At 61.3% G+C, this 18,052-nt stretch carries 18 protein-coding genes; 7 read left to right on the top strand and 11 right to left on the bottom strand.

Features of this window, described 5'->3' with window-relative positions; genetic code table 11:
• Window positions 1–86: 86 nt before the first annotated feature.
• Complete coding sequence (locus tag BLQ09_RS11200) at window positions 87–1,037, bottom strand: GlxA family transcriptional regulator (RefSeq protein WP_027608664.1); 951 nt, start codon at window positions 1,035–1,037, stop codon at window positions 87–89.
• A gap of 181 nt (window positions 1,038–1,218) precedes the next feature.
• Between BLQ09_RS11200 and BLQ09_RS11195 the strand changes: the two genes are divergently transcribed.
• A complete protein-coding gene (locus tag BLQ09_RS11195; RefSeq protein ID WP_027608665.1) occupies window positions 1,219–1,941 on the top strand; it encodes a pirin family protein in 723 nt (240 codons plus the stop codon).
• 145 nt (window positions 1,942–2,086) lie between these two features.
• Complete coding sequence (locus BLQ09_RS11190) at window positions 2,087–2,551, top strand: phage infection protein (RefSeq protein ID WP_081744503.1); 465 nt, start codon at window positions 2,087–2,089, stop codon at window positions 2,549–2,551.
• Between the two features lie 62 nt (window positions 2,552–2,613).
• Here the strand turns inward: BLQ09_RS11190 and BLQ09_RS11185 are convergent, their stop codons facing one another.
• Window positions 2,614–3,618: a quinone oxidoreductase family protein gene (locus BLQ09_RS11185; protein ID WP_027608666.1), complete on the bottom strand. Its 1,005-nt coding sequence runs from the start codon at window positions 3,616–3,618 to the stop codon at window positions 2,614–2,616.
• Between the two features lie 101 nt (window positions 3,619–3,719).
• On the opposite strand from BLQ09_RS11185, the gene BLQ09_RS11180 reads away from it, so the two are divergent.
• From BLQ09_RS11180 to BLQ09_RS11160, 5 genes are all read left to right on the top strand, one after another.
• Window positions 3,720–4,583, top strand: a complete 864-nt coding sequence (locus tag BLQ09_RS11180) for a LysR family transcriptional regulator (protein ID WP_027608667.1) — start codon at window positions 3,720–3,722, stop codon at window positions 4,581–4,583.
• A gap of 319 nt (window positions 4,584–4,902) precedes the next feature.
• Window positions 4,903–5,631 carry a winged helix-turn-helix domain-containing protein gene (locus BLQ09_RS11175; protein ID WP_092356711.1) on the top strand — a complete coding sequence of 243 codons (729 nt, stop codon included), beginning with the start codon at window positions 4,903–4,905 and terminating at the stop codon, window positions 5,629–5,631.
• Complete coding sequence (locus BLQ09_RS11170) at window positions 5,624–6,328, top strand: YuxH family protein (protein WP_092356708.1); 705 nt, start codon at window positions 5,624–5,626, stop codon at window positions 6,326–6,328. Before BLQ09_RS11175 ends, BLQ09_RS11170 begins: the two co-directional genes overlap by 8 nt.
• A 31-nt stretch (window positions 6,329–6,359) precedes the next feature.
• Entirely contained in the window at window positions 6,360–7,007 is a 648-nt protein-coding gene (locus BLQ09_RS11165) for a winged helix-turn-helix domain-containing protein (protein ID WP_065925171.1), read from the top strand.
• Between the two features lie 242 nt (window positions 7,008–7,249).
• Complete coding sequence (locus tag BLQ09_RS11160) at window positions 7,250–8,641, top strand: undecaprenyl-phosphate glucose phosphotransferase (RefSeq protein WP_027608671.1); 1,392 nt, start codon at window positions 7,250–7,252, stop codon at window positions 8,639–8,641.
• Window positions 8,642–8,849: 208 nt separating this feature from the next.
• On the opposite strand, the gene BLQ09_RS11155 is transcribed toward BLQ09_RS11160, so the two are convergent.
• The 9 genes from BLQ09_RS11155 to BLQ09_RS11115 form a co-directional block, all read right to left on the bottom strand.
• Window positions 8,850–10,925 carry a YjbH domain-containing protein gene (locus tag BLQ09_RS11155; protein ID WP_027608672.1) on the bottom strand — a complete coding sequence of 692 codons (2,076 nt, stop codon included), beginning with the start codon at window positions 10,923–10,925 and terminating at the stop codon, window positions 8,850–8,852.
• Entirely contained in the window at window positions 10,922–11,689 is a 768-nt protein-coding gene (locus BLQ09_RS11150) for a capsule biosynthesis GfcC family protein (RefSeq protein ID WP_027608673.1), read from the bottom strand. The genes BLQ09_RS11155 and BLQ09_RS11150 overlap by 4 nt, the downstream gene beginning before the upstream one ends.
• Window positions 11,686–12,339 carry a YjbF family lipoprotein gene (locus BLQ09_RS11145; protein WP_223841601.1) on the bottom strand — a complete coding sequence of 218 codons (654 nt, stop codon included), beginning with the start codon at window positions 12,337–12,339 and terminating at the stop codon, window positions 11,686–11,688. The genes BLQ09_RS11150 and BLQ09_RS11145 overlap by 4 nt, the downstream gene beginning before the upstream one ends.
• Before the next feature lie 12 nt (window positions 12,340–12,351).
• Window positions 12,352–13,464, bottom strand: a complete 1,113-nt coding sequence (locus BLQ09_RS11140) for a polysaccharide biosynthesis/export family protein (protein WP_027608675.1) — start codon at window positions 13,462–13,464, stop codon at window positions 12,352–12,354.
• 87 nt (window positions 13,465–13,551) lie between these two features.
• Window positions 13,552–13,791, bottom strand: coding sequence for a hypothetical protein (locus BLQ09_RS11135; protein WP_027608676.1), 240 nt, complete (start codon window positions 13,789–13,791; stop codon window positions 13,552–13,554).
• Window positions 13,792–13,969: 178 nt separating this feature from the next.
• On the bottom strand, window positions 13,970–15,379 hold the full coding sequence (locus BLQ09_RS11130) for a mannose-1-phosphate guanylyltransferase/mannose-6-phosphate isomerase (protein WP_027608677.1): 1,410 nt from the start codon (window positions 15,377–15,379) through the stop codon (window positions 13,970–13,972).
• Window positions 15,380–15,402: 23 nt separating this feature from the next.
• The gene (locus BLQ09_RS11125; protein ID WP_092357244.1) at window positions 15,403–15,861 is read right to left on the bottom strand and encodes a GDP-mannose mannosyl hydrolase; all 459 of its coding nucleotides are present in this window, start codon (window positions 15,859–15,861) and stop codon (window positions 15,403–15,405) included.
• Between the two features lie 5 nt (window positions 15,862–15,866).
• Complete coding sequence (locus BLQ09_RS11120; protein WP_092356705.1) at window positions 15,867–17,075, bottom strand: glycosyltransferase WbuB; 1,209 nt, start codon at window positions 17,073–17,075, stop codon at window positions 15,867–15,869.
• On the bottom strand, window positions 17,075–18,052 hold the full coding sequence (locus tag BLQ09_RS11115) for a GDP-L-fucose synthase (protein ID WP_065925164.1): 978 nt from the start codon (window positions 18,050–18,052) through the stop codon (window positions 17,075–17,077). Before BLQ09_RS11115 ends, BLQ09_RS11120 begins: the two co-directional genes overlap by 1 nt.

The raw sequence follows: 18,052 nt of genomic DNA, 5'->3' as shown, positions 1-18,052 counted from the left end.
CTTATCTTGCCAGCTACCCGTGACAGGGCAATGCTGGCACAGGGAGCGATACGGACAATCGGGTGCGCGAGACGGACATCCTGTCGTTAACTGAACTGCTGGCGATATTGGGTCGGGTTGAGGCCGAGTTTTTCACTGAATAGAAAGCGCATGTGCCGCACGCTGCCGAAGCCTGCGTGGAACGCCACGGTCTTGAGCGGCAGGTCGGTGGTTTCCAGCAGTTGCCGGGCGCGGTCGATGCGCGCGCCCTGCAGGAAGGCCATGGGCGTCATCTGCACGTCCTTGGCGAACAGCCGGGCAAAGTGGCGCGGGCTCATGCCGGCCAGTTCGGCCATGGACTCGATGGTGAAGGGCTGGTCCAGATGGGCGAGCACATGGTTCTGCACCCGGGTGATCGCGGTTTCCTGGGGCGCCACGGACGCTGTCATCGGGCTGAACTGGGCCTGGCCGCCCTGGCGCTTCATCACCACCAGCAGCACCTTGGCCACATCCACCGCCACTTGCTTGCCATGGTCCTGGGCGACGATCGACAGCGCCAGGTCGATACCGGCGGTGACCCCGCCCGAGGTAATCAACCGCCCGTCCTGCAGGTAGATGCGATCCGTCTCGACGATGGCCTTGGGGAAGGCCTTGATCAGGCGCTCGGTGTAGTGCCAGTGGGTGGTCACGCGGCGTTCGTCGAGCAGCCCGGCGTGGCCCAGCACAAAGGCGCCGGTGCAGATCGAGCCGAAGCGCCGCGCCCGTGGCGCCGCCGCCTTGAGCCAGGGCAGCAGCGCCGGATGGCATTCGTTATAGGCACCCGGGCCGCCGGGCACCAGCAGCAGGTCATAAGCCGCCTGGGCCTGGTCCAGCAGCAGGTCGGACTGGACCAGCACCCCATTGGAGGCGCGCAACGGACCGGGCTCGGTACCCAGGGTGAGGATCTGGTAATGCTCGGCCGCCGGCAGGTAGCGGTTGGCAATGGAAAACACTTCGAGCGGCCCGGCCATGTCAAGCAGGAGGAAGTCCGGGAACAGCGCCATGGCCACGGTTTTCATACGGGAAGCATCCATCGAGGGGAAGAAAGCGAAAGGCATTATGGCATGGCTTTTACTGTCAATCTCAAGGAGACAGTTATTCAAATTTCAGCTTCTTAATGAATTTTCAGGTTGCCAGTAACCTTCTTCTCAACGCAAGCGCCCTGCATCTCGCAGCCCGCGCTCACTTGAGGACAAGACCATGCTGACCCTTCGCAAAGCTTCCGAACGCGGCGCCGCCAATCACGGTTGGTTGAAGTCGTTCCACACCTTCTCGTTCGCCAACTATTGGAACCCCGATGAACAGGGTTTTTCCGACCTGCTGGTGATCAACGACGACCGCGTCGCGGCCGGCAAAGGCTTCGGCCAGCACCCGCACCGCGACATGGAGATTTTCTCCTATGTGCTTGAAGGCGCCCTGGAACACAAGGACACCCTGGGCACCGGCTCGGTGATTCGCCCCGGCGATGTGCAACTGATGAGCGCCGGCAGCGGCGTGGCCCACAGCGAGTTCAACCACAGCCAGACCCGTGGCGTGCACTTCCTGCAAATCTGGATCGTACCCGCCGTGGCCGGCGCCGAGCCGCGCTATCAACAGGAGCACTTCAGCGCAGCGCAGAAACAAGGGCGCCTGCAACTGATCATCTCGCCGGACGGCAGCGACGGCTCCCTGACCGTGCGCCAGGACGCCCGGGTGTACGCCGGGCTGTTCAACGGCGACGAAGCCGCGACCCTCGACCTGCCGCCGGATCGTCACGTGTACATCCATGTGGCTCGGGGCAGCGTGGACATCAACGGCCAGCGCTTGCAGGAAGGCGACGGTGCCCGAGTGCGCGATGAGCGGCAAATCCGCCTGAGCCAGGGCCAGGATGCCGAGGTGCTGGTGTTCGACCTGCGCCCCCAGGAACGGCCACAGATGCCGTGACCGGCTCGGCGTTGGCCCTTTGAAACGGGCCATCGCTGGCATCGATAGTCACCATCATCCCAATGAAGTTCTCTTAAAAAATGCAACGCGTAACATCAAACCCATACCAGGCAACACCCAACTAAAACACTCGGAGCACACCCTCATGAAACGCCAAATCTTGCTTAGCCTCGCTTTCTCGGTACTCGCTGCAAACGCATTTGCCCACCCTGTTGTTGCTGAAGGCGGCGCGGCTCGCCTGATCGAAAGCCGTGTTGCTGAAGGTGGCTCGGATCGCCTGCTGGAACGTCGTGTTGCCGAAGGTGGCTCGGATCGCTTGCTGGAACGTCGTGTTGCCGAAGGTGGTGCTGATCGCTTGCAGCAACGCGGTATTGTTGAAGGTGGCGCTGATCGCCTGCAAGGCAACCGCGTCGCCGAAGATGGCGCCGACCGCCTGCAAGGCAACCGCGTCGCCGAAGATGGTGCCGATCGCCTGCAAGGCAACCGCGTTGCCGAAGGTGGCGCTGATCGCTTGCAGGAACGTGGCCTGGCCGAAGGCGGTGCCGATCGTTTGCAGCAACGCGGTATTGTTGAAGGCGGTGCCGATCGCCTGCTGGACAACCACGCTTAATCCCGCACTGTTCGCGGGGCACCCCAAACCGGCCTGATCAGCCGGTTTTTTTTCGCCTTCGATTAATGCAGGTCGCGGTCCACCCACACCACAGCCTTGCCGATCTGTTGCCGCGCTTCGATGCGCTCATGTACCTGATGCAGCGTTTCCAGCGTGTAATGCCCTTCGATAGCCACCGTCAACGTACCTTCGAGCATCGCCGCAAATACCGCGTTGGCGCGCCGTTGTACGCTCGCGCCGTCAGCCATATGGTCGGCCAGCCGGGGGCGCGTCAAAAACAGCGAGCCCGCCTCCCCCAGTTCCATCGGGTCGAGGTCGGTCAACGAACCCGAGACATTGCCATAGTTCACGATCAGGCCGCGCGTGCGGCAGGCGCGGAAGCTGTCACGCAGGGTGCTTTTGCCGAGCGAATCGAAGACCACATCCACTCCCTGCCCGCACGTGGCCTCCAACACCCGCTCGGCAAATCGGCCGCCGTCATAGACCCAGGCCTGGTGGGCCCCGCGCTCGTGGGCAATGGCACAGCGTTCAGCGGTGCTGCCGGTGGCGAACACCGTAGCCCCTGAGCGCCTGGCCATCTGCACCAGCAACTGGCCGATGCTGCCGCACGCAGCGTGGACCAGGCAGGTACTGCCGGCCTGCAACCTGGCGACATCCTCGATCAAGTAGTGGGCGGTACAGCCTTGAAACATCGCCGCAGCCGCTTGATCGAAGGCGATGGCACCGGGAATCTGCGCCACCTTGGCCGCGGGCACCAGGGCGTACTCGGCGAAGGCGCCCCAGGCGATGCACCACGCCACCCGGTCGCCGACGGCCAAATGGCTGACGCCTGCGCCGACTTCCACCACCACGCCGGCGCCCTCCATACCCAAGGTGCAGGGCAGGCGCACCGGATAGGTCGACGACTGCGCATATTTGCCCTGCCGGGTATGGATATCCATGAAGTTGATCCCGGCGCACGCCACCTTGACCAGCACATGCCCGGCCAACACCTGGGGTTTGGGGACGTCATGGCGCAATTGGACGACTTCAGGGCCGCCGTAGGTTTGCAAGGTAATGGCTTTCATCGGGGACAACTCCGTGTGCACTGGGAAGCGGCCATGGTAAAAGGACGCTCTCAGTAGGAAAATTCCCCAAAGCTTCCCAACCTCCGTGCGGAAATAACCCGATGTTCGATTGGCAGGACCTGTATTACTTCACGGTATTGGCACGTAGCCAGTCGTTGTCGGCGGCCGCCCGCGAGTTGCAGGTGGAGCACGCCACCGTCGGGCGCCGCGTCGATGCGCTGGAAAAAGCCCTCGGCGTCAAACTGGTGGACCGCCTGCCGCGCAGCCGCCCGCTGACCGCGCAAGGCCTGGCATTGGCGGAGTTGGCGGCGGGCATGGACGACATGGCGACCCAGGTGATGCGCCTGTCGCGGGTCGCGTCGATCGAAATGGCCGGCACGGTGCGGGTCAGTTGCCCGCCGTCTATCGCCCACTATTGCATTGCGCCCCATATAGCGCGGCTGCGCGCCCAATACCCGCAGTTGAACCTGGTGCTGATGCCGTCGACCCAACTGGCCGCGCTGGACAAAGGTGAAGCGGATATTGCCCTGCGCACGGTGCGTCCCGATGAGGAAGCCCTGGTACGCAGGAAAGTCGGGGTGGTGCGCTTCGGGCTGTATGGCCCGCCGACGTTCCAGCAATTGCCGGCTGCGCAGTGGACTTTCATCGCCTACGACAGCAGCCGTGACCACCTGCCCCAGCAAGCCTGGATGCACCAACTGCGCGCCGGCCGTGAGATCGCGTTTGCCGCAAGCGACCTGGCCACCCAGCAAATGGCGGCCAGGGCCCAGGTCGGCGCGGTGGTGCTGCCGACCCTGGTGGGCGATCACGACCCGTTGCTGGTCAGGCTGCCCACTGCGGTCGAAGGCCCTTTGCGTGATATCTGGCTCACGGTGTACCCCGACATGCGCCGCTCGCCGTCCGTGAAGGTGGTCATGGAGTTTCTGGTGGCGTGCATCGAGGCCGAAGTGCAGTTGCGCCGTTGAGCCCATCCGAGGGGACGGCCGCCAACCTTCGGGGCGCTCTGCAGGCGTTTTTTTGCCTGAGAAGGTCAACGCTTAAACCTGCACCCGTCAAAAAAATCGTTGGAACTAAAATACTTATCGAGCATTAAGAGTTTGCACTAGCATATGTGTAAGTCGGTACAACCTCCCGTGAAATATTCCCCTAATCCCCCCTGCGCTCGTAAAAACCAAGTGGTGAATGTTAAAATTTGTCACGTTTTAGCGGAATCAATTCGATTAGTATCTAAACGCTAGCAGCGATTGAACTGACGGCCTTGCATGCCGGAAAAGGGAGTAGGTGATGCATTTTTCCAACGTCCTCGCTATTGCACGGACTCAATCGAAATCAGAGGACTTTCGGGCGCTTTTAGTTCGCACTGTAGCGAATAATTTAAAAGTCGATACACGTTGCTACGGACAACTAATTGACACCCAGGAAAGCCACGTACATTACCGTGCCATCATTATAGAAATTGATACACCCTCCGCCAGCAATATGAGCCTGGACATAATAAGAAAAGCGCGAACTGAAAACCCCGACTGCACGATATTCGTCGTGATCACCTTTGCGTCGACCCTGAGCAAAACAAAATACTACCTGGCTGGCGCCGATTACTGCATCAAGGTAATCGAAACTTCACCCGAAAAAAAGTTGAACCTGTTTGATGCCTTTCTCAGTGAAAGCGCTCGACTCAATCAGTGCGACCTGATTCTCGACCAGGACCGCATGTGCCTGTATGGCGACGGAAAAAAGTTGGAAATATCCTTCGTCGAAATGAAAGTATTGGAAGCGCTTATTCAGAACCGACTGCTCAGTCATAATGAGATCGCCCGTGTCATGGGACTTAATACCAAGTACTACGACTCCCGCGCACTGGAAAAATCCATCAGCCGTTTGCGCAGTAAAATCAAGGCGCACTACGGTGAAAACATCATCCAAAATATTCGCGGCTATGGTTATAAACTCAGCCGGGGTCTTATTTGCGCCAGCCATTTCCAACCCACTAAGGAGGGGCCGAGCCGTGAATAGTGAAAAAATGCCCCCTGTACATACCCCGCACTTCAAGATCATCAGGCAAGCCATCGTTGATCGCGGTCATGCCTGGTGGGGCAGCGAAATCAGCGTAGCGGACGGCGTTGATCCCGCACAACTTGAAAGTGCCTGCACTGAGGCCTTGCGCCATATCCACCCACCGCGCAAAACGCTTAAGGCAGTCAGCCCGGCGACGAGTCATACGCTTCTGCGCATGGGTCAATCGGCCCTGATGAACGACGACATCCTCAAGGCGATCATTCAAGCCGCGCGGGCATTGGAAGACCACAAACAACCCTTCACCCTCAGTCTCGACAACCCACTGGACGCCCTGCCCGGTCCGGTAGAACGCCGGGCGATGGTGCGTCAGTTGTATAAGTTGAAAGACCATAGCGGTATCACGTTGGCCTACAACAACTACAGACTCGATACAAAGCCGGCAGACCTGCTGGTCGACCTCGAGCTATACGACTATATAAAAATGCCCTTTCCGGATTCTGCCCTCAGGCTCAGCCTCAACACGCGTTCGGACCTGTACGACCGGCTTTACGATCACATGCTGGAACTGATCAGTGCCTGCAGGGTCTGCTTCATCGCCGATCAGGTCGAGTTTGCCGACAGCGCCATGCTGGCTAAAAACTTGCCGTTCGAATACTTTCAGGGCGGCTATTACTCCCCCGCTGACTGCCTTTAACAACTGCATCTTCCTGATATGGGTGGACCCTATGAGTTCTTTCAAGAAACACGCCTTCGCTCCAACACTTGCGTCTATCGCACTGCAGGACTTCACGCCCAACGCAGAGTTCTTCTATTACGATGTAAACGCCCCGGCAACCACAGACCCCGCCGATACAAATCCGGCGTTTTCCCAACCACAGATCACCCCGCATTTTAATACCTACATTATTACCCACACCCTTAACTTGCCCTCACAATCGTTTAACCCCAAGCGGCAAGAATCCAGAATGCCAACCGCCAAGGCCCCTGACAGCGCGCCGAATAACCATACGCGTACTCAAGAGATCAGCGCCGAACGAACGCCACTGTATCCACAGGATTTCTGGCTGCTCACCCAACATGATCGCGCACTGGTCAAGGGCGGCCTGCGCATTTCATTGACCACTATTGAATCGGCGCTGATTAAAAAGATGCTGCACCATGAAGAACGCGTGGTCAGCAAAGAAGAGTTGATCCGTAATATAGGTCGTGAACCCGATTTATATCGCGGATTGGAAATGTGCCTGAGTCGTTTGCAGGAAAAGTTCAAGCGGGTCAACGACGGTGAACGCCTGTTTCGTGCGGTAAGAAACCGTGGTTATTGCCTGACGCAAAAAATCAAAAAGCCGCTCGAGCTTAGTCAGCCACGCCGTTAACAAAAATAAAAACAACCCAGACTTTTTAATTCACCCTGCCTATTAAAAACTCTTCTACCTGCCCTTTTATAACATTCACTCCGCCAGACCCTCTTGACCTTGTTATAAGTCGTCAGCCACTGCCCCCTGCCGTTCATTACTATCAATGGGCACGCGCCTGCGCGTGCCTGTCGTTTATAAAAGTTAACCGTTAACCCTTAACGCCTGCCACCACGTGCGCGGTCATCACCGGGAGCAGAACTATGCTTAATAACACTAGAATGCATCGCAACCTGACCCCCAGGGGTTTGACGTTCTGGGGGCAATGGACACTCGCATCGAGCTTAGTTGTGGCACTGTTATTTACGCTGGTTATCTTGAAGACTGGCCAACTGGAGTATTACTACCGCGTCCTGGCCGCCTTTACGATATTGGCCTCTCTCCCGGCGTATACCTTGTGCGATGTCTACAGCAAGAAAGATGATTATGCCGTGGGCCTTGGACGCTTGTTCATGGGCTGGCTGTTAACCATGGGTATATTGTTTGCCGTGGGCGTAGCCTGTAATGCCAGCGCACTGTTCCCTGTGGAAACCTTATTACTCTGGGCGGCGGTCAGTTACCCGTTATTGGCATTGTGTTACATACCGCTGCACAGCCTGTCCCGGTATTACCACCGCCAACTTCACGAACGCCAAAAATCATTGATCGTGGGCACTGGCAAGCTTGCGGTGGACCTGGCCAGGACCCTCTCACGGCAAAAACGCTCGCCCCTGGTGGGTCTGGTCGGCAGCCGTGCCGAGGCGACCGAGGATGCGCAAGCGCAGATCCTCGGCGAGCTGCCGCAACTGCCCCAATTGATCCGGCAACACGGCATCCGTCGGCTCTACATCACCCATTCATTGCAGGACGCCACCCACATTGAGGCGTTGTACCTCAACCTGCTGGAGATCAGCGTGGATGTGATCTGGGTGCCCGACCTCAATAACATGCTGCTGCTCAACCATTGCGTGGCCGAAGTGGATGGACTGCCGGCGATCTACCTCAACGAAAGCCCGCTGACCAGCCGCCCCACCGCGGCGCTGAGCAAGTCGCTGCTGGACAAGAGCCTGGCGGCTCTGGCAATCATCGTGCTGAGCCCGCTGCTGCTGCTGGTCGCCCTGCTGATCAAGCTGACGTCCCCCGGCCCGGTGATCTTCAAGCAGGACCGCCACGGCTGGAATGGCGAGGTGATCAAGGTGTGGAAATTCCGCTCCATGCGTGTGCATGACGACCATGAGGTACGCCAGGCCAGTCGCAACGATTCGCGCATTACGCCGGTCGGCCGGTTTATCCGGCGCACCTCCATCGACGAATTGCCGCAGCTGTTCAACGTGCTGCAAGGCCACATGGCACTGGTCGGCCCACGCCCCCATGCGATTGCACACAACGACTACTACTCGGGGAAAATCCGCGCCTACATGGCCCGCCATCGGATCAAACCCGGCATCACCGGCCTGGCCCAGGTCAATGGCTGCCGGGGCGAGACCGAGACCCTGGAAAAGATGCAACAGCGCGTCGACATCGACCTGCGCTACATCAACACCTGGTCGCTGTGGCTGGACATCAAGATTCTGCTGAAGACGCCGTTTACGCTGCTGTCCAAGGACATCTACTGATAGCCGGCAATCAATACAGTTCAAATGTGGGAGGGGCTGCGCGGCAGCCCCAAAACCAGGCCCAGAGGAGTGCCTGATACACCGCATTCGTCTTCATCAGGGGGCGCTTCGCACCCCAACGCGGGCGGTGCGACGCTTCGCCAAGCCCGCTCACCACAAAGATCCCAGTTTGCTGCGCGACAGCGCTACGTCGAAGAGGTAGCGGGGTCTATTCAGTGATCTTGTCGATGTTCTTGTAGAACAGCTCACTGTCGCGCCCATCGGTCATCGAATGCAGTGAGTAGGCGCGGTTCAAGCGTGCGCCGCCATCGCGGGTCAGCGGTGCCCATACCAGGTTGGCGCGCCGCATCGTCGACAGGCTCATCAACTCATCGAACGGAATGGACAGGTACAGGCCTTTGTCGAAGCTGCCTTCGCCGTACTCTGCGCTGGATGCAGTGGTGCGGGTGATCCACGCGCCAATCCGCACACCATTGTTGAATTCCCGCGACAGGTCCAGGGTCGCGCCCCAGTCCCTGGCCAGGTAGCGCCCCACACTCAAGGCGCCCTGAATGTTGAAGGGCAGATCGGTATAGCCGGTGATATGCCCGGTGACGGTGCGGTAATCGCGCAAGCTGAAATCCTGCTCGAAACCGCGCTGGCGCACGTAGTTCAGGTCGGCTCCCAACGCCCAGCGCTGGCCCATGGGGCGGTACAGCACTTCACTGCCGACACCGGCGTACATCGACTCCAGCAAACCACCGTAGACCATGCCGTAGAGGTCCTGGTCCAACTGCTGCGCATGGTTGAGCTGGAAGGTCGGCAGGGTCACATCGGAGGTGGTCATGTACCGGCGCAGGTCGGTCCGCACCCGGGGCAAGCCACTGGGCGCATCGTAGGTAAACCCGTCGTAGTTGTTCAGCAGGTTGACGCTGAGCAGGCCGCTCCACCAGGTATTGCGGGTGAAACGATACTCGCCGTCGAGGTCGGCGGACACCTGGTAGAGCAAGCCATCCGGCCCGCCGACGTTCTGCTTGTAGCCCAGCCCCACACCATAGGTGAAGGGTTTGGGTGGCTGGGTGTACAGCACTGTCTGGCTGCGGTTGCTGGCGCGATTGACCTCGACCTGGCGATGCAGGTTCTGCAGGTCCTCGCGGTGGTTGACCACCTCGCGAAAGGTCTCGCGCGGCACGCTGGTTTCTTCGATCGGCATGGCGTAGCGCTCGCTCACCAGGGTGAACCAATCGATCTGGTCATTCACGCTGTTATCGAGAATCCGACTGGCGCGGCCCACCGCCTTGGCGCTGTAGAAGTAGCGCTGCTGTTCGCCGTACACCAACAATTCCGGCCCGCGCTGGGTAATGCGCTGCACGTTGTAGCCGGCATTATCGTGCAGGCGCCGGGATACGGCGGCCCAATCCACCTGGTCCATCGGTGTGGTCGGGGCCCTGGCAGGCAGCTTGGGGGCCGGTGGGTCGTAGGTTTTTACCGGGGCTTTGCGGCTGACGAAATTGGTGTGCAGGGTGATGCCGAACATGGCGGTGTTGCCACGTTCCCAGGCGGCACTCACATCGATGGAGTCGGCCAGCTTGTAGACCAGGCCAAGGTTGATGGGCGAGTCCTGGCGCTGGTTGTTGTCGCGGGGTTCGTTCTGATAGTCGTTACCCTCGTACTCCAGCTTGAGGCTCAGCGGTGCCCAGGGCGTCTGATAGGCAATCCCGCCGAACAACGCGGGCCGGCCGCGAAAGTAGCCGTTGGAAAAACTGCCGGACCCTTCGGCGGTGGGCCGCTGGTTGAAACGATCATCCAAGGCGCCCAACGGGTTGCCGAAATCACCGCGACTGCCCAGGTACCCCCAGGCGATGCCGGCACTGAAATCCACGTCACCGTAGCGCTTGTTGGCCACCAGGTACTCGCTGGAAAACAACCCGGTGCCACCCAGGTCCATGAACCCCAGCGCCACCTCGGGCAGCCAGTGGCTTTCCTGATACAGGCGCACTTTGGCGTCGACGGCCTTGTCCTTATAGCTCTGGCCGCCGCTGAAGGACTCGGCGCCATAGGGGCGGTTGGTGATCGCGGTGTAGCGAAAGGTGCCCTCCAGCCAGTCCAGGGGTTGCGCCGAAAAACTGTAGCGGCTGTAGGGTTCGGTGCGGTTGGCATTCACGCTGAGTTCGCCGGCGGGCGCCATGCGGGCGGTGGGGGTTTGCAGCAGCCCGACGCCGCCGAAATCGCTTTGGGTGTAACGGGGATCGCCATGGGCGACGCCACAGGGCACCAGCAGCACGGCTGCAATACATAATTTCAAGGCGTGACCTCGGCCAGGGGTTGGGTGGCAAGAAACTCGGCCAGTTGCTGATTGAGTTCGGGGGTGAGCGGGTCCAGGTCGTCGCTGCGGATCGGTACCAGCAACGTGCTGCCCGGCGCGGGAGGCGTGCCCTCCTCGCGATTCCATGCCGCGATACCCAGGCGCGTGACATGGCCGTCGGGCTGGATCAGCCACAGGTAATCGCGGTCCGCTTCCGCCAGGGCCGGACAGGCGTGGAGGTAATCGAGGGGCCGCTGCATCGGCTGGAATGCCAACGTGCAGGCTGCGGCGACGGCCCCCACCACGCGCACGCTGTGCGGCCTCGGCGGATAAACCAGGCGGTCGCCCTCACTGACCAGCGGGTTCGGCGCAAAGCCGACTTCCACCGCCACCGGATCCAGCATCGCCTGTTGGCGGCCGGTCACCGGCAAGGCCTGCACCTGTTGATAGAGCCGAGCCGCCGCATGCGCGCGACCTTCGCGACCGGCCGCCAACGCCGCACGCTGCAGGGTTTGCAGGTCAAACAGCACACCGGCCTTGAGCCGTGCCTGCTGTGCCAGCAAGGGTTGGCGCAGCCAGGCCGCACCGAGCCAATAGCCCTGGGCATCCGGTTGCGACGCGGTGATCACATCCAGCAAGCGCGCCTCGGGCGCCAAGGGGATCGGCCCCGGATTGCGCACCTCGCCGCTGACGGTCATCGCCGCCAGGGTCACACTGGCGCCACTGCACAACAGCACCAGCGCGGCCAATTTTCGCAGCATCATGGGGCATCCTTGCGGGTCGGTTGCAGTTGGGTAATGGTGAGCGTCAGGTCGGGCGTCAGGTGCTGCTCGCTCTGCACGATAAAACCGTCGCCGGGGTCGACCCAGTAACGGTTACGCGCGTGAAAGCCGGCGGCCTCGATGTCTTCATCCACCCGCAGCAAGGCATAGGATTTGTCGAGAATCTCGACGCTCTCCAGCCCCTGGCGCGTCATGCGGCTGTTGACCGTAACGCCCAGGCGATAGCCGTCGACCACGTCGATCTGGCGCGTGCTGCGATAGCCGTCCGGGACACGATGCAACCCTTGCTGGAACGGTGACCGGCCTTGCCAGCGCGTGCCATCCAGGTCAGTGCCCAGGCCCACCGTGCGCACCACCAGACCGTCGCGCAGCAGCAGCACCTGTTTGCCGGATGCCACCCAGAACTGCAGGTCGTCACGCTGGCGGATCAGCGCCATTACCCCTGCGCCGGACACCGTGGTGACCTTGATCTGGGGGAACGGCACCGCATCCACCTGGGCCTGGCTCAACACCAGCGGCGGCGGCCCGCCGACGGCAGCCCTGAAGGTATCCAGCGAGGCCTGCATCAGCGGATTGCAGCCAGCCAACAGCCACGCCAACCCTGCGTACGTACCGATTTTCAAACTGTTCACGCAGGTACCACCCTATCGGCTGCTGGCTTCGCTCAGGTTGTTCTGGGTGGATGCACCAATGCCGATGATCGACGCGGACGGCACCAGTTGGCTGATAAAGCGGTTCCAGCGCGTGATATTCGCCGGGCCGACAAACACCACGTCCTGGGGCTGCACATCAAAACGCGTGGCCAGGGCCATGGCCGAGGGGGAGCCGGCTTGCAACTGGAACACCTTGGCCGGTTCCACATCGATGTTCTGCGCGCCGCGAATCACGTAGATGGCATCGGCGTTGGAGGTGTTCTGGTTGACCCCGCCCACTGAACCCAGCACGTCGGAGAGGTTCATGCTGCGGGTCTTGAAACTCAGCGCGCGGGGTTGCATCACCTCGCCCATCACGTAGATGCGCTTACGGTCGTTGTAGGCCAGGTACAGCTGGTCGCCGTCCTTGAGGTAGATGTCATTCAGGCGCGACTGCTCAAGGTTGAGCGTGTCGAGGTCCAGGGTGTAGCGCTTGCCGCCACGGGTGAGGGTGAGGTTCGACAGGTCGGCGTTGATCGGGTCGATCCCGGCGGCGCCGAGGGCCTCGCTGACGTTCATGGCAATGGTGGTGAGGGGCACCGGCCCGGCCTTGAGCACCGCGCCGCTGATCACCACTTTCTGGCTGGCAAAGCGCAACACGCTGACATCCACCTGGGGGCTGTCGATGTACTGGCGCAGCTTGTCGGTGATCTCGCTGCGCAGCGCTTCAATGCTGCGACCCTTGGCAACCACCTCGCCGACGTAGGGATAAAACAGGTTGCCCTCGGGGCTGACCAGGCGACCGTTGGCATCGATCTGCTGCTGCGGGCCGGACGGCGCGGTAAGTTCAGGGTGATCCCACACCGTGATATACAGCGCGTCATTGGCGCCGATCAAATACGGCCCGGGTTTATAACTCAAGAGTTCTGCTGGAATGGAATAAGGCACATGACTTGCCGCGTCCATGGCCAATAACTTTGGGGTGATCGGAATTAAATCCACGCGACTATTTTCAGGCCCGCCCTCTTCGGTCAGGGCGGCCGTGTCCATAGATTGACCCGGGGCAAACATGCAGCCTTGCAATAATGCAGCGGCCACGGCTGCAATAGAAAAAATACGCATCATAGTGCTAGGACACTCGCGATAGACGACAAGAAAAAAAGACCACTTGGGCGGGGATTCCAAGCGGTCTTAAAAGCGGAAGGTGTACGACTAGTTGCTGGTACCCGTAGTGCCGGTGGTGCCGGTAGTACCCGTGGTGGTGCCGCCATTGGAGCTGCCGCCGCTGTTGGAAACAGCGGCAACACCGGCAACCAGGGCAGTGCCGACCAACAACGTTTGCCCCACCGTAACGGTTCCGGCCACTGTGGTATCAAGCCCCAACGGCAACTCGTCGGCCATCGCCGAGGTACTCAAGACACTGAGTACCAGAATAGCCAGTGATTTTCTCATTTCAGACTCCTTATCATCAGTGAGCAGGCAAACCGATAGTGCCATTCAACTAAACAGCACACCAGACAGATAATATTCAGCCGACTTAGTTGAAAATAACGTTTTCCCGGCAAGCCCCGGCCTTCAATGCATTGCGCCCGGTAAAGTTATTAAAAACGTTATTAATTGTCGGAAAACCTCAGGCCCTGCCGTACTTGTCTTCGAAGCGCACAATATCGTCTTCGCCCAGATAAGAGCCCGACTGCACTTCGATCAACTCCAGCGGGATCACCCCCGGGTTTTCCAGGGCGTGCACCTGGCCAATGGGGATATAGGTCGACTGGTTTTCCGACACCAGGTAAGTCTGTTCGCCATTGGTCACCCGCGCCGTACCGCTGACCACGATCCAGTGCTCGGCGCGATGGTGGTGCATCTGCACCGACAACTTGGCCCCCGGTTTCACCGTGATGCGCTTGACCTGATAGCGCTGGCCGTTGTCCACCGAGTCGTACATGCCCCATGGCCGATACACCTCGCGGTGGTTGAGATGCTCATGGCGCCCGGCCTGCTTGAGCAGGTCGACGATGGCCTTGACCTGCTGCACCTGGTCCTTGTGGGCCACCAGCACCGCGTCCTTGGTCTCGACAATGATCAGGTCCTGCACCCCCACCGTGGCCACCAGCCGACTGTCGGCGTGGACGTAGGTGTCACGTGTGTCCAGGCTCAGCCCGTCGCCGCGTATCACATTGCCGCTGGCATCTTTTTCGCTGGCCTCCCACAACGCCGACCACGAGCCGATATCACTCCAGCCGGCCTGCAACGGCACCATCACCGCGTCATGGGTGTTTTCCATCACCGCGTAATCGATGGAATCGTCCGGGCACGCGGCAAAGGTCGCGGCATGCACGCGGGTGAAGGGTTGATCCTGGCTGCCGCCCTCCAGCGCCACGCGACAGGCCTCGAGGATGGCCGGCTGGAAGCGCTCCAGCTCCTCCAGGTAACGACTGGCGCGGAACATGAACATGCCGCTGTTCCAGTAATACCCGCCGCTGGCCAGGTACGCCGCAGCGGTGGCGGCGTCCGGCTTCTCCACAAAGCGCTTGACCCGATAACCGCCCTCGCCCGCCGCCGCGCCTTGTTCGATATAGCCGTAGCCGGTATGGGCGCAGGTGGGCGTGATCCCGAAGGTCACCAGCTTGCCGTCGCGGGCCAGCGGCAGCGCCACTTCCAGGCTGGCATGAAACGCCGGGATGTCTTCGATCAAATGGTCCGCCGCCAGCACCAGCAGGATCGGATCCTGGTGCTCGGCCAGCGCCTTGCACGCCGCCAGCGCGATGGCCGGCGCCGTGTTGCGCCCCACCGGTTCCAACAGGATGCTGGCCTGTTCCATGCCCAACTGGCGCAATTGCTCGGCCACCAGGAAGCGATGCTGCTCATTGCAGATCAACTGCGGCAGCGCGACGTTGGCGCCTTCCAGCCGCGTGATGGTCTGCTGCAGCATCGACAGGTGCGCGTCGGTCAGGCGCAGGAACTGCTTGGGGTTCAGCTGCCGCGAAAGCGGCCACAGGCGCGACCCCGAACCGCCTGCCATGATCACCGGTAACAACATGAGAGCGTCCTCGGGAGAGAGAGTCAGAAATAGGCGCGAGTGTGTTCATGCACCCGCGGGCTGATGCGCAGTTCGTCCTCGGACCACCAGCGGTAATGCTGGTGTTGCTCCGTGGGCGGTTGCAGGGTCTGGCCTTCGCCCAGGTCCAGGCAATAGCCGAGCACCACGTAATGGGTGTCCGGCCCGGCCCCGGCGTTGGCGAACACGCTGTCGTCGTAGAAGTGCTCGTACACCCCCAGCAGCCGCGCCTCGGCGCGCTCGAACGGGTGTCCCAGTTCGTCACGGGTGATGCGCCGGAAGGCGTTGTCGAGGTGTTCGTTTTTCTGGATACGCCCGCCGGGCACGAACCAGAAACCATAGGCCGGCCGATTGACGCGCAGGCCCAGCAGGACCTCGCCACGGGCGTTTCTCACCACCAGGTCGATCGCCACCAGCGGCGTCGATGCCACGACCGTATTGAAGGTCGGTAAATCAAGCCACATACCCATCAGACCTGTGCCATAAAGCGTTGCAGAATACGTTCCTTGTCGAGGAACTCCTTGGCGTAGTTCAGCGCCACCTCATTGCGCGCAGGCAATGCCAGTGCCCGCTCGATCCCGGTGTTCAGCGCGGCGACGGACTCCGGTTCAGCCAGCACCGCAATGCCCGGGTGTTCCTCGCACAGGCGGCCGAGGGTGGTGCCGGGGTCGGCGGTGATGATGGCGTGGCCGCCCACCGCGAGGATATTGGTCAGCTTGGAAGGCAGCACCGCGTCCGCCACCCCGCGCTTCTGGATCACCAGGTGCACGTCGGCCGAGGCCAGCAGCACCGGCAGATCCTCGTAGGGCTGCAACGGCGCAAACAGCACGTTGCGCAGGCCATCGCGCTGTACACGCTCGAGCAAGCGGGCCTTGCCGGTGCCCTGGCCGACGATCAGGAACACCAGCTCCGGGCGATCGGCATAGGCCTGGGCAGCGTCGAGGATCAGTTCCAGGCCCTGCTTCTCGCCGATATTGCCGGAGTACAACAACACCCTTTGGCCCGGCGCCACACCCAGGCGCTGCAGCAGCCCGGGGCTGCGGGGCACCTGGCGAAAGCGGGCGGTCTCCGACCAATTGGGAAAGAACAGCAGGCGCTTGCCGTTCACGCCTTTGCCCCGGGCCTTGTCGAGCATGCCGCTGGAAATCGTCGAGACCCGGTCAAAGCGCCGCAACAGCCAGCGTTCAAGCCCAAACGCCAGGCGCCGCACAAGGGAGCCGCCACCGATGCCGAGGCCGAACATCGCGTCCACTTCGTAATCCTGGATATGCAGCACCGAGCGCGCGCCACTCAGCTTGGCCAACAACAGTGCCTGGGGCGCACAAAACAGCGTGGGCACCACCAGGATCACCAGGTCCGGTTTCCAGCGCCACTGCCCCATGACCGCCAAAAACGAACTGGCGGAAAAGCTCATCAGGTGCAGCAGGCGCGTCAACGCCGTGGGCTGGCGTGGCACATACAGCGGGCAGCGAATCACCGTCACGCCGTCGTCCTGCTCGGTGCGAAAGCGCCACGGCGAATAGCCCTCGCCCACCTGCCACTGCGGGTAATACGGCGGCGCCGTCACCACTCGCACCTCATGGCCCTGGCCTGCCAGCCAGCGCGCCTGTTCACCGCTGTACTTGCCGATGCCGGTGAGCTCCGGGCTGTAGTTGATGCCGTACAGGAGGATCTTCATCAGTGGCCCCGAGGCTGTTCGAGGGCCGCGAGGTAAGCGTTGTAGGCGTCGCGCAGGCCCTCTTCCAGCGGCACATAGGCTTCCCAGCCGAGGGCGTTGATCCGGCTCACATCCAGCAGCTTGCGCGGTGCGCCGTCGGGCTTGCTGGCGTCGAAGCGCAACTGCCCCTTGAAGCCGGTGACCCGCACCAGCGCCTGGGCCAGTTCGGCAATGGTGCAATCCACCCCGGTGCCGACGTTCAGATGCGAACGCATCGGCTGGGTCTGCTCGCGGTAGCGTTCCTGGCTGAGCTCCATCACATGCACGCTGGCCGCCGCCATGTCATCCACATGCAGGAACTCGCGCCGTGGCTTGCCACTGCCCCAGATCACCACTTCCTCATCGCCGCGCTGGGTCGCCTCATGGAAGCGCCGCAGCAAGGCGGCGATCACATGGCTGTTCTGCGGGTGGTAGTTGTCGCCCGGCCCGTACAGGTTGGTGGGCATCACGCTGCGGTAATCGCGGCCATGCTGGCGGTTGTAGCTTTCGCACAGCTTGATCCCGGCGATCTTGGCCACCGCGTAGGGTTCGTTGGTGGGTTCCAGCGCGCCGTCGAGCAACACCGCTTCGATCATCGGTTGCGGGGCATGCACCGGGTAGATACAGGACGAGCCCAGGAACAACAGCTTCTCCACGCCATGGCTGTGGGCGGCGTGGATCACGTTGGCCTGGATCATCAGGTTCTGGTAGATGAAATCGGCCGGGTACGTTGCGTTGGCGTGAATCCCGCCGACCTTGGCGGCCGCCAGGTACACCTGGTCCACACGGTGCCGGGCGAAGTACGCCTGCACCGCGGCCGGGTCGAGCAGGTCCAGTTCGTCACGACCGGCCGTGAGCAACTGTGTGTAGCCCAAGGCCCACAGGCGCCGCACGATGGCCGAGCCGACCATGCCGCGATGGCCGGCCACGAAGATCCGCGCATCAAAGTCACGTGCCAT

The organism is Pseudomonas sp. NFACC25, from assembly GCF_900100935.1.
GTDB lineage: Bacteria > Pseudomonadota > Gammaproteobacteria > Pseudomonadales > Pseudomonadaceae > Aquipseudomonas > Aquipseudomonas marginalis.
This window is presented reverse-complemented; position numbering and strand designations above follow the sequence as displayed.

Excerpts from the sequence above, each read along its gene's own strand:
- BLQ09_RS11200 (WP_027608664.1), bottom strand. The coding sequence starts at position 1,037 with ATGAAAACCGTGGCCATGGCGCTGTTCCCGGACTTCCTCCTGCTTGAC.
- BLQ09_RS11195 (WP_027608665.1), top strand. The coding sequence starts at position 1,219 with ATGCTGACCCTTCGCAAAGCTTCCGAACGCGGCGCCGCCAATCACGGT.
- BLQ09_RS11190 (WP_081744503.1), top strand. The coding sequence starts at position 2,087 with ATGAAACGCCAAATCTTGCTTAGCCTCGCTTTCTCGGTACTCGCTGCA.
- BLQ09_RS11185 (WP_027608666.1), bottom strand. The coding sequence starts at position 3,618 with ATGAAAGCCATTACCTTGCAAACCTACGGCGGCCCTGAAGTCGTCCAA.
- BLQ09_RS11180 (WP_027608667.1), top strand. The coding sequence starts at position 3,720 with ATGTTCGATTGGCAGGACCTGTATTACTTCACGGTATTGGCACGTAGC.
- BLQ09_RS11175 (WP_092356711.1), top strand. The coding sequence starts at position 4,903 with ATGCATTTTTCCAACGTCCTCGCTATTGCACGGACTCAATCGAAATCA.
- BLQ09_RS11165 (WP_065925171.1), top strand. The coding sequence starts at position 6,360 with ATGAGTTCTTTCAAGAAACACGCCTTCGCTCCAACACTTGCGTCTATC.
- BLQ09_RS11160 (WP_027608671.1), top strand. The coding sequence starts at position 7,250 with ATGCTTAATAACACTAGAATGCATCGCAACCTGACCCCCAGGGGTTTG.
- BLQ09_RS11150 (WP_027608673.1), bottom strand. The coding sequence starts at position 11,689 with ATGATGCTGCGAAAATTGGCCGCGCTGGTGCTGTTGTGCAGTGGCGCC.
- BLQ09_RS11140 (WP_027608675.1), bottom strand. The coding sequence starts at position 13,464 with ATGATGCGTATTTTTTCTATTGCAGCCGTGGCCGCTGCATTATTGCAA.
- BLQ09_RS11135 (WP_027608676.1), bottom strand. The coding sequence starts at position 13,791 with ATGAGAAAATCACTGGCTATTCTGGTACTCAGTGTCTTGAGTACCTCG.
- BLQ09_RS11130 (WP_027608677.1), bottom strand. The coding sequence starts at position 15,379 with ATGTTGTTACCGGTGATCATGGCAGGCGGTTCGGGGTCGCGCCTGTGG.
- BLQ09_RS11125 (WP_092357244.1), bottom strand. The coding sequence starts at position 15,861 with ATGTGGCTTGATTTACCGACCTTCAATACGGTCGTGGCATCGACGCCG.
- BLQ09_RS11120 (WP_092356705.1), bottom strand. The coding sequence starts at position 17,075 with ATGAAGATCCTCCTGTACGGCATCAACTACAGCCCGGAGCTCACCGGC.
- BLQ09_RS11115 (WP_065925164.1), bottom strand. The coding sequence starts at position 18,052 with ATGGCACGTGACTTTGATGCGCGGATCTTCGTGGCCGGCCATCGCGGC.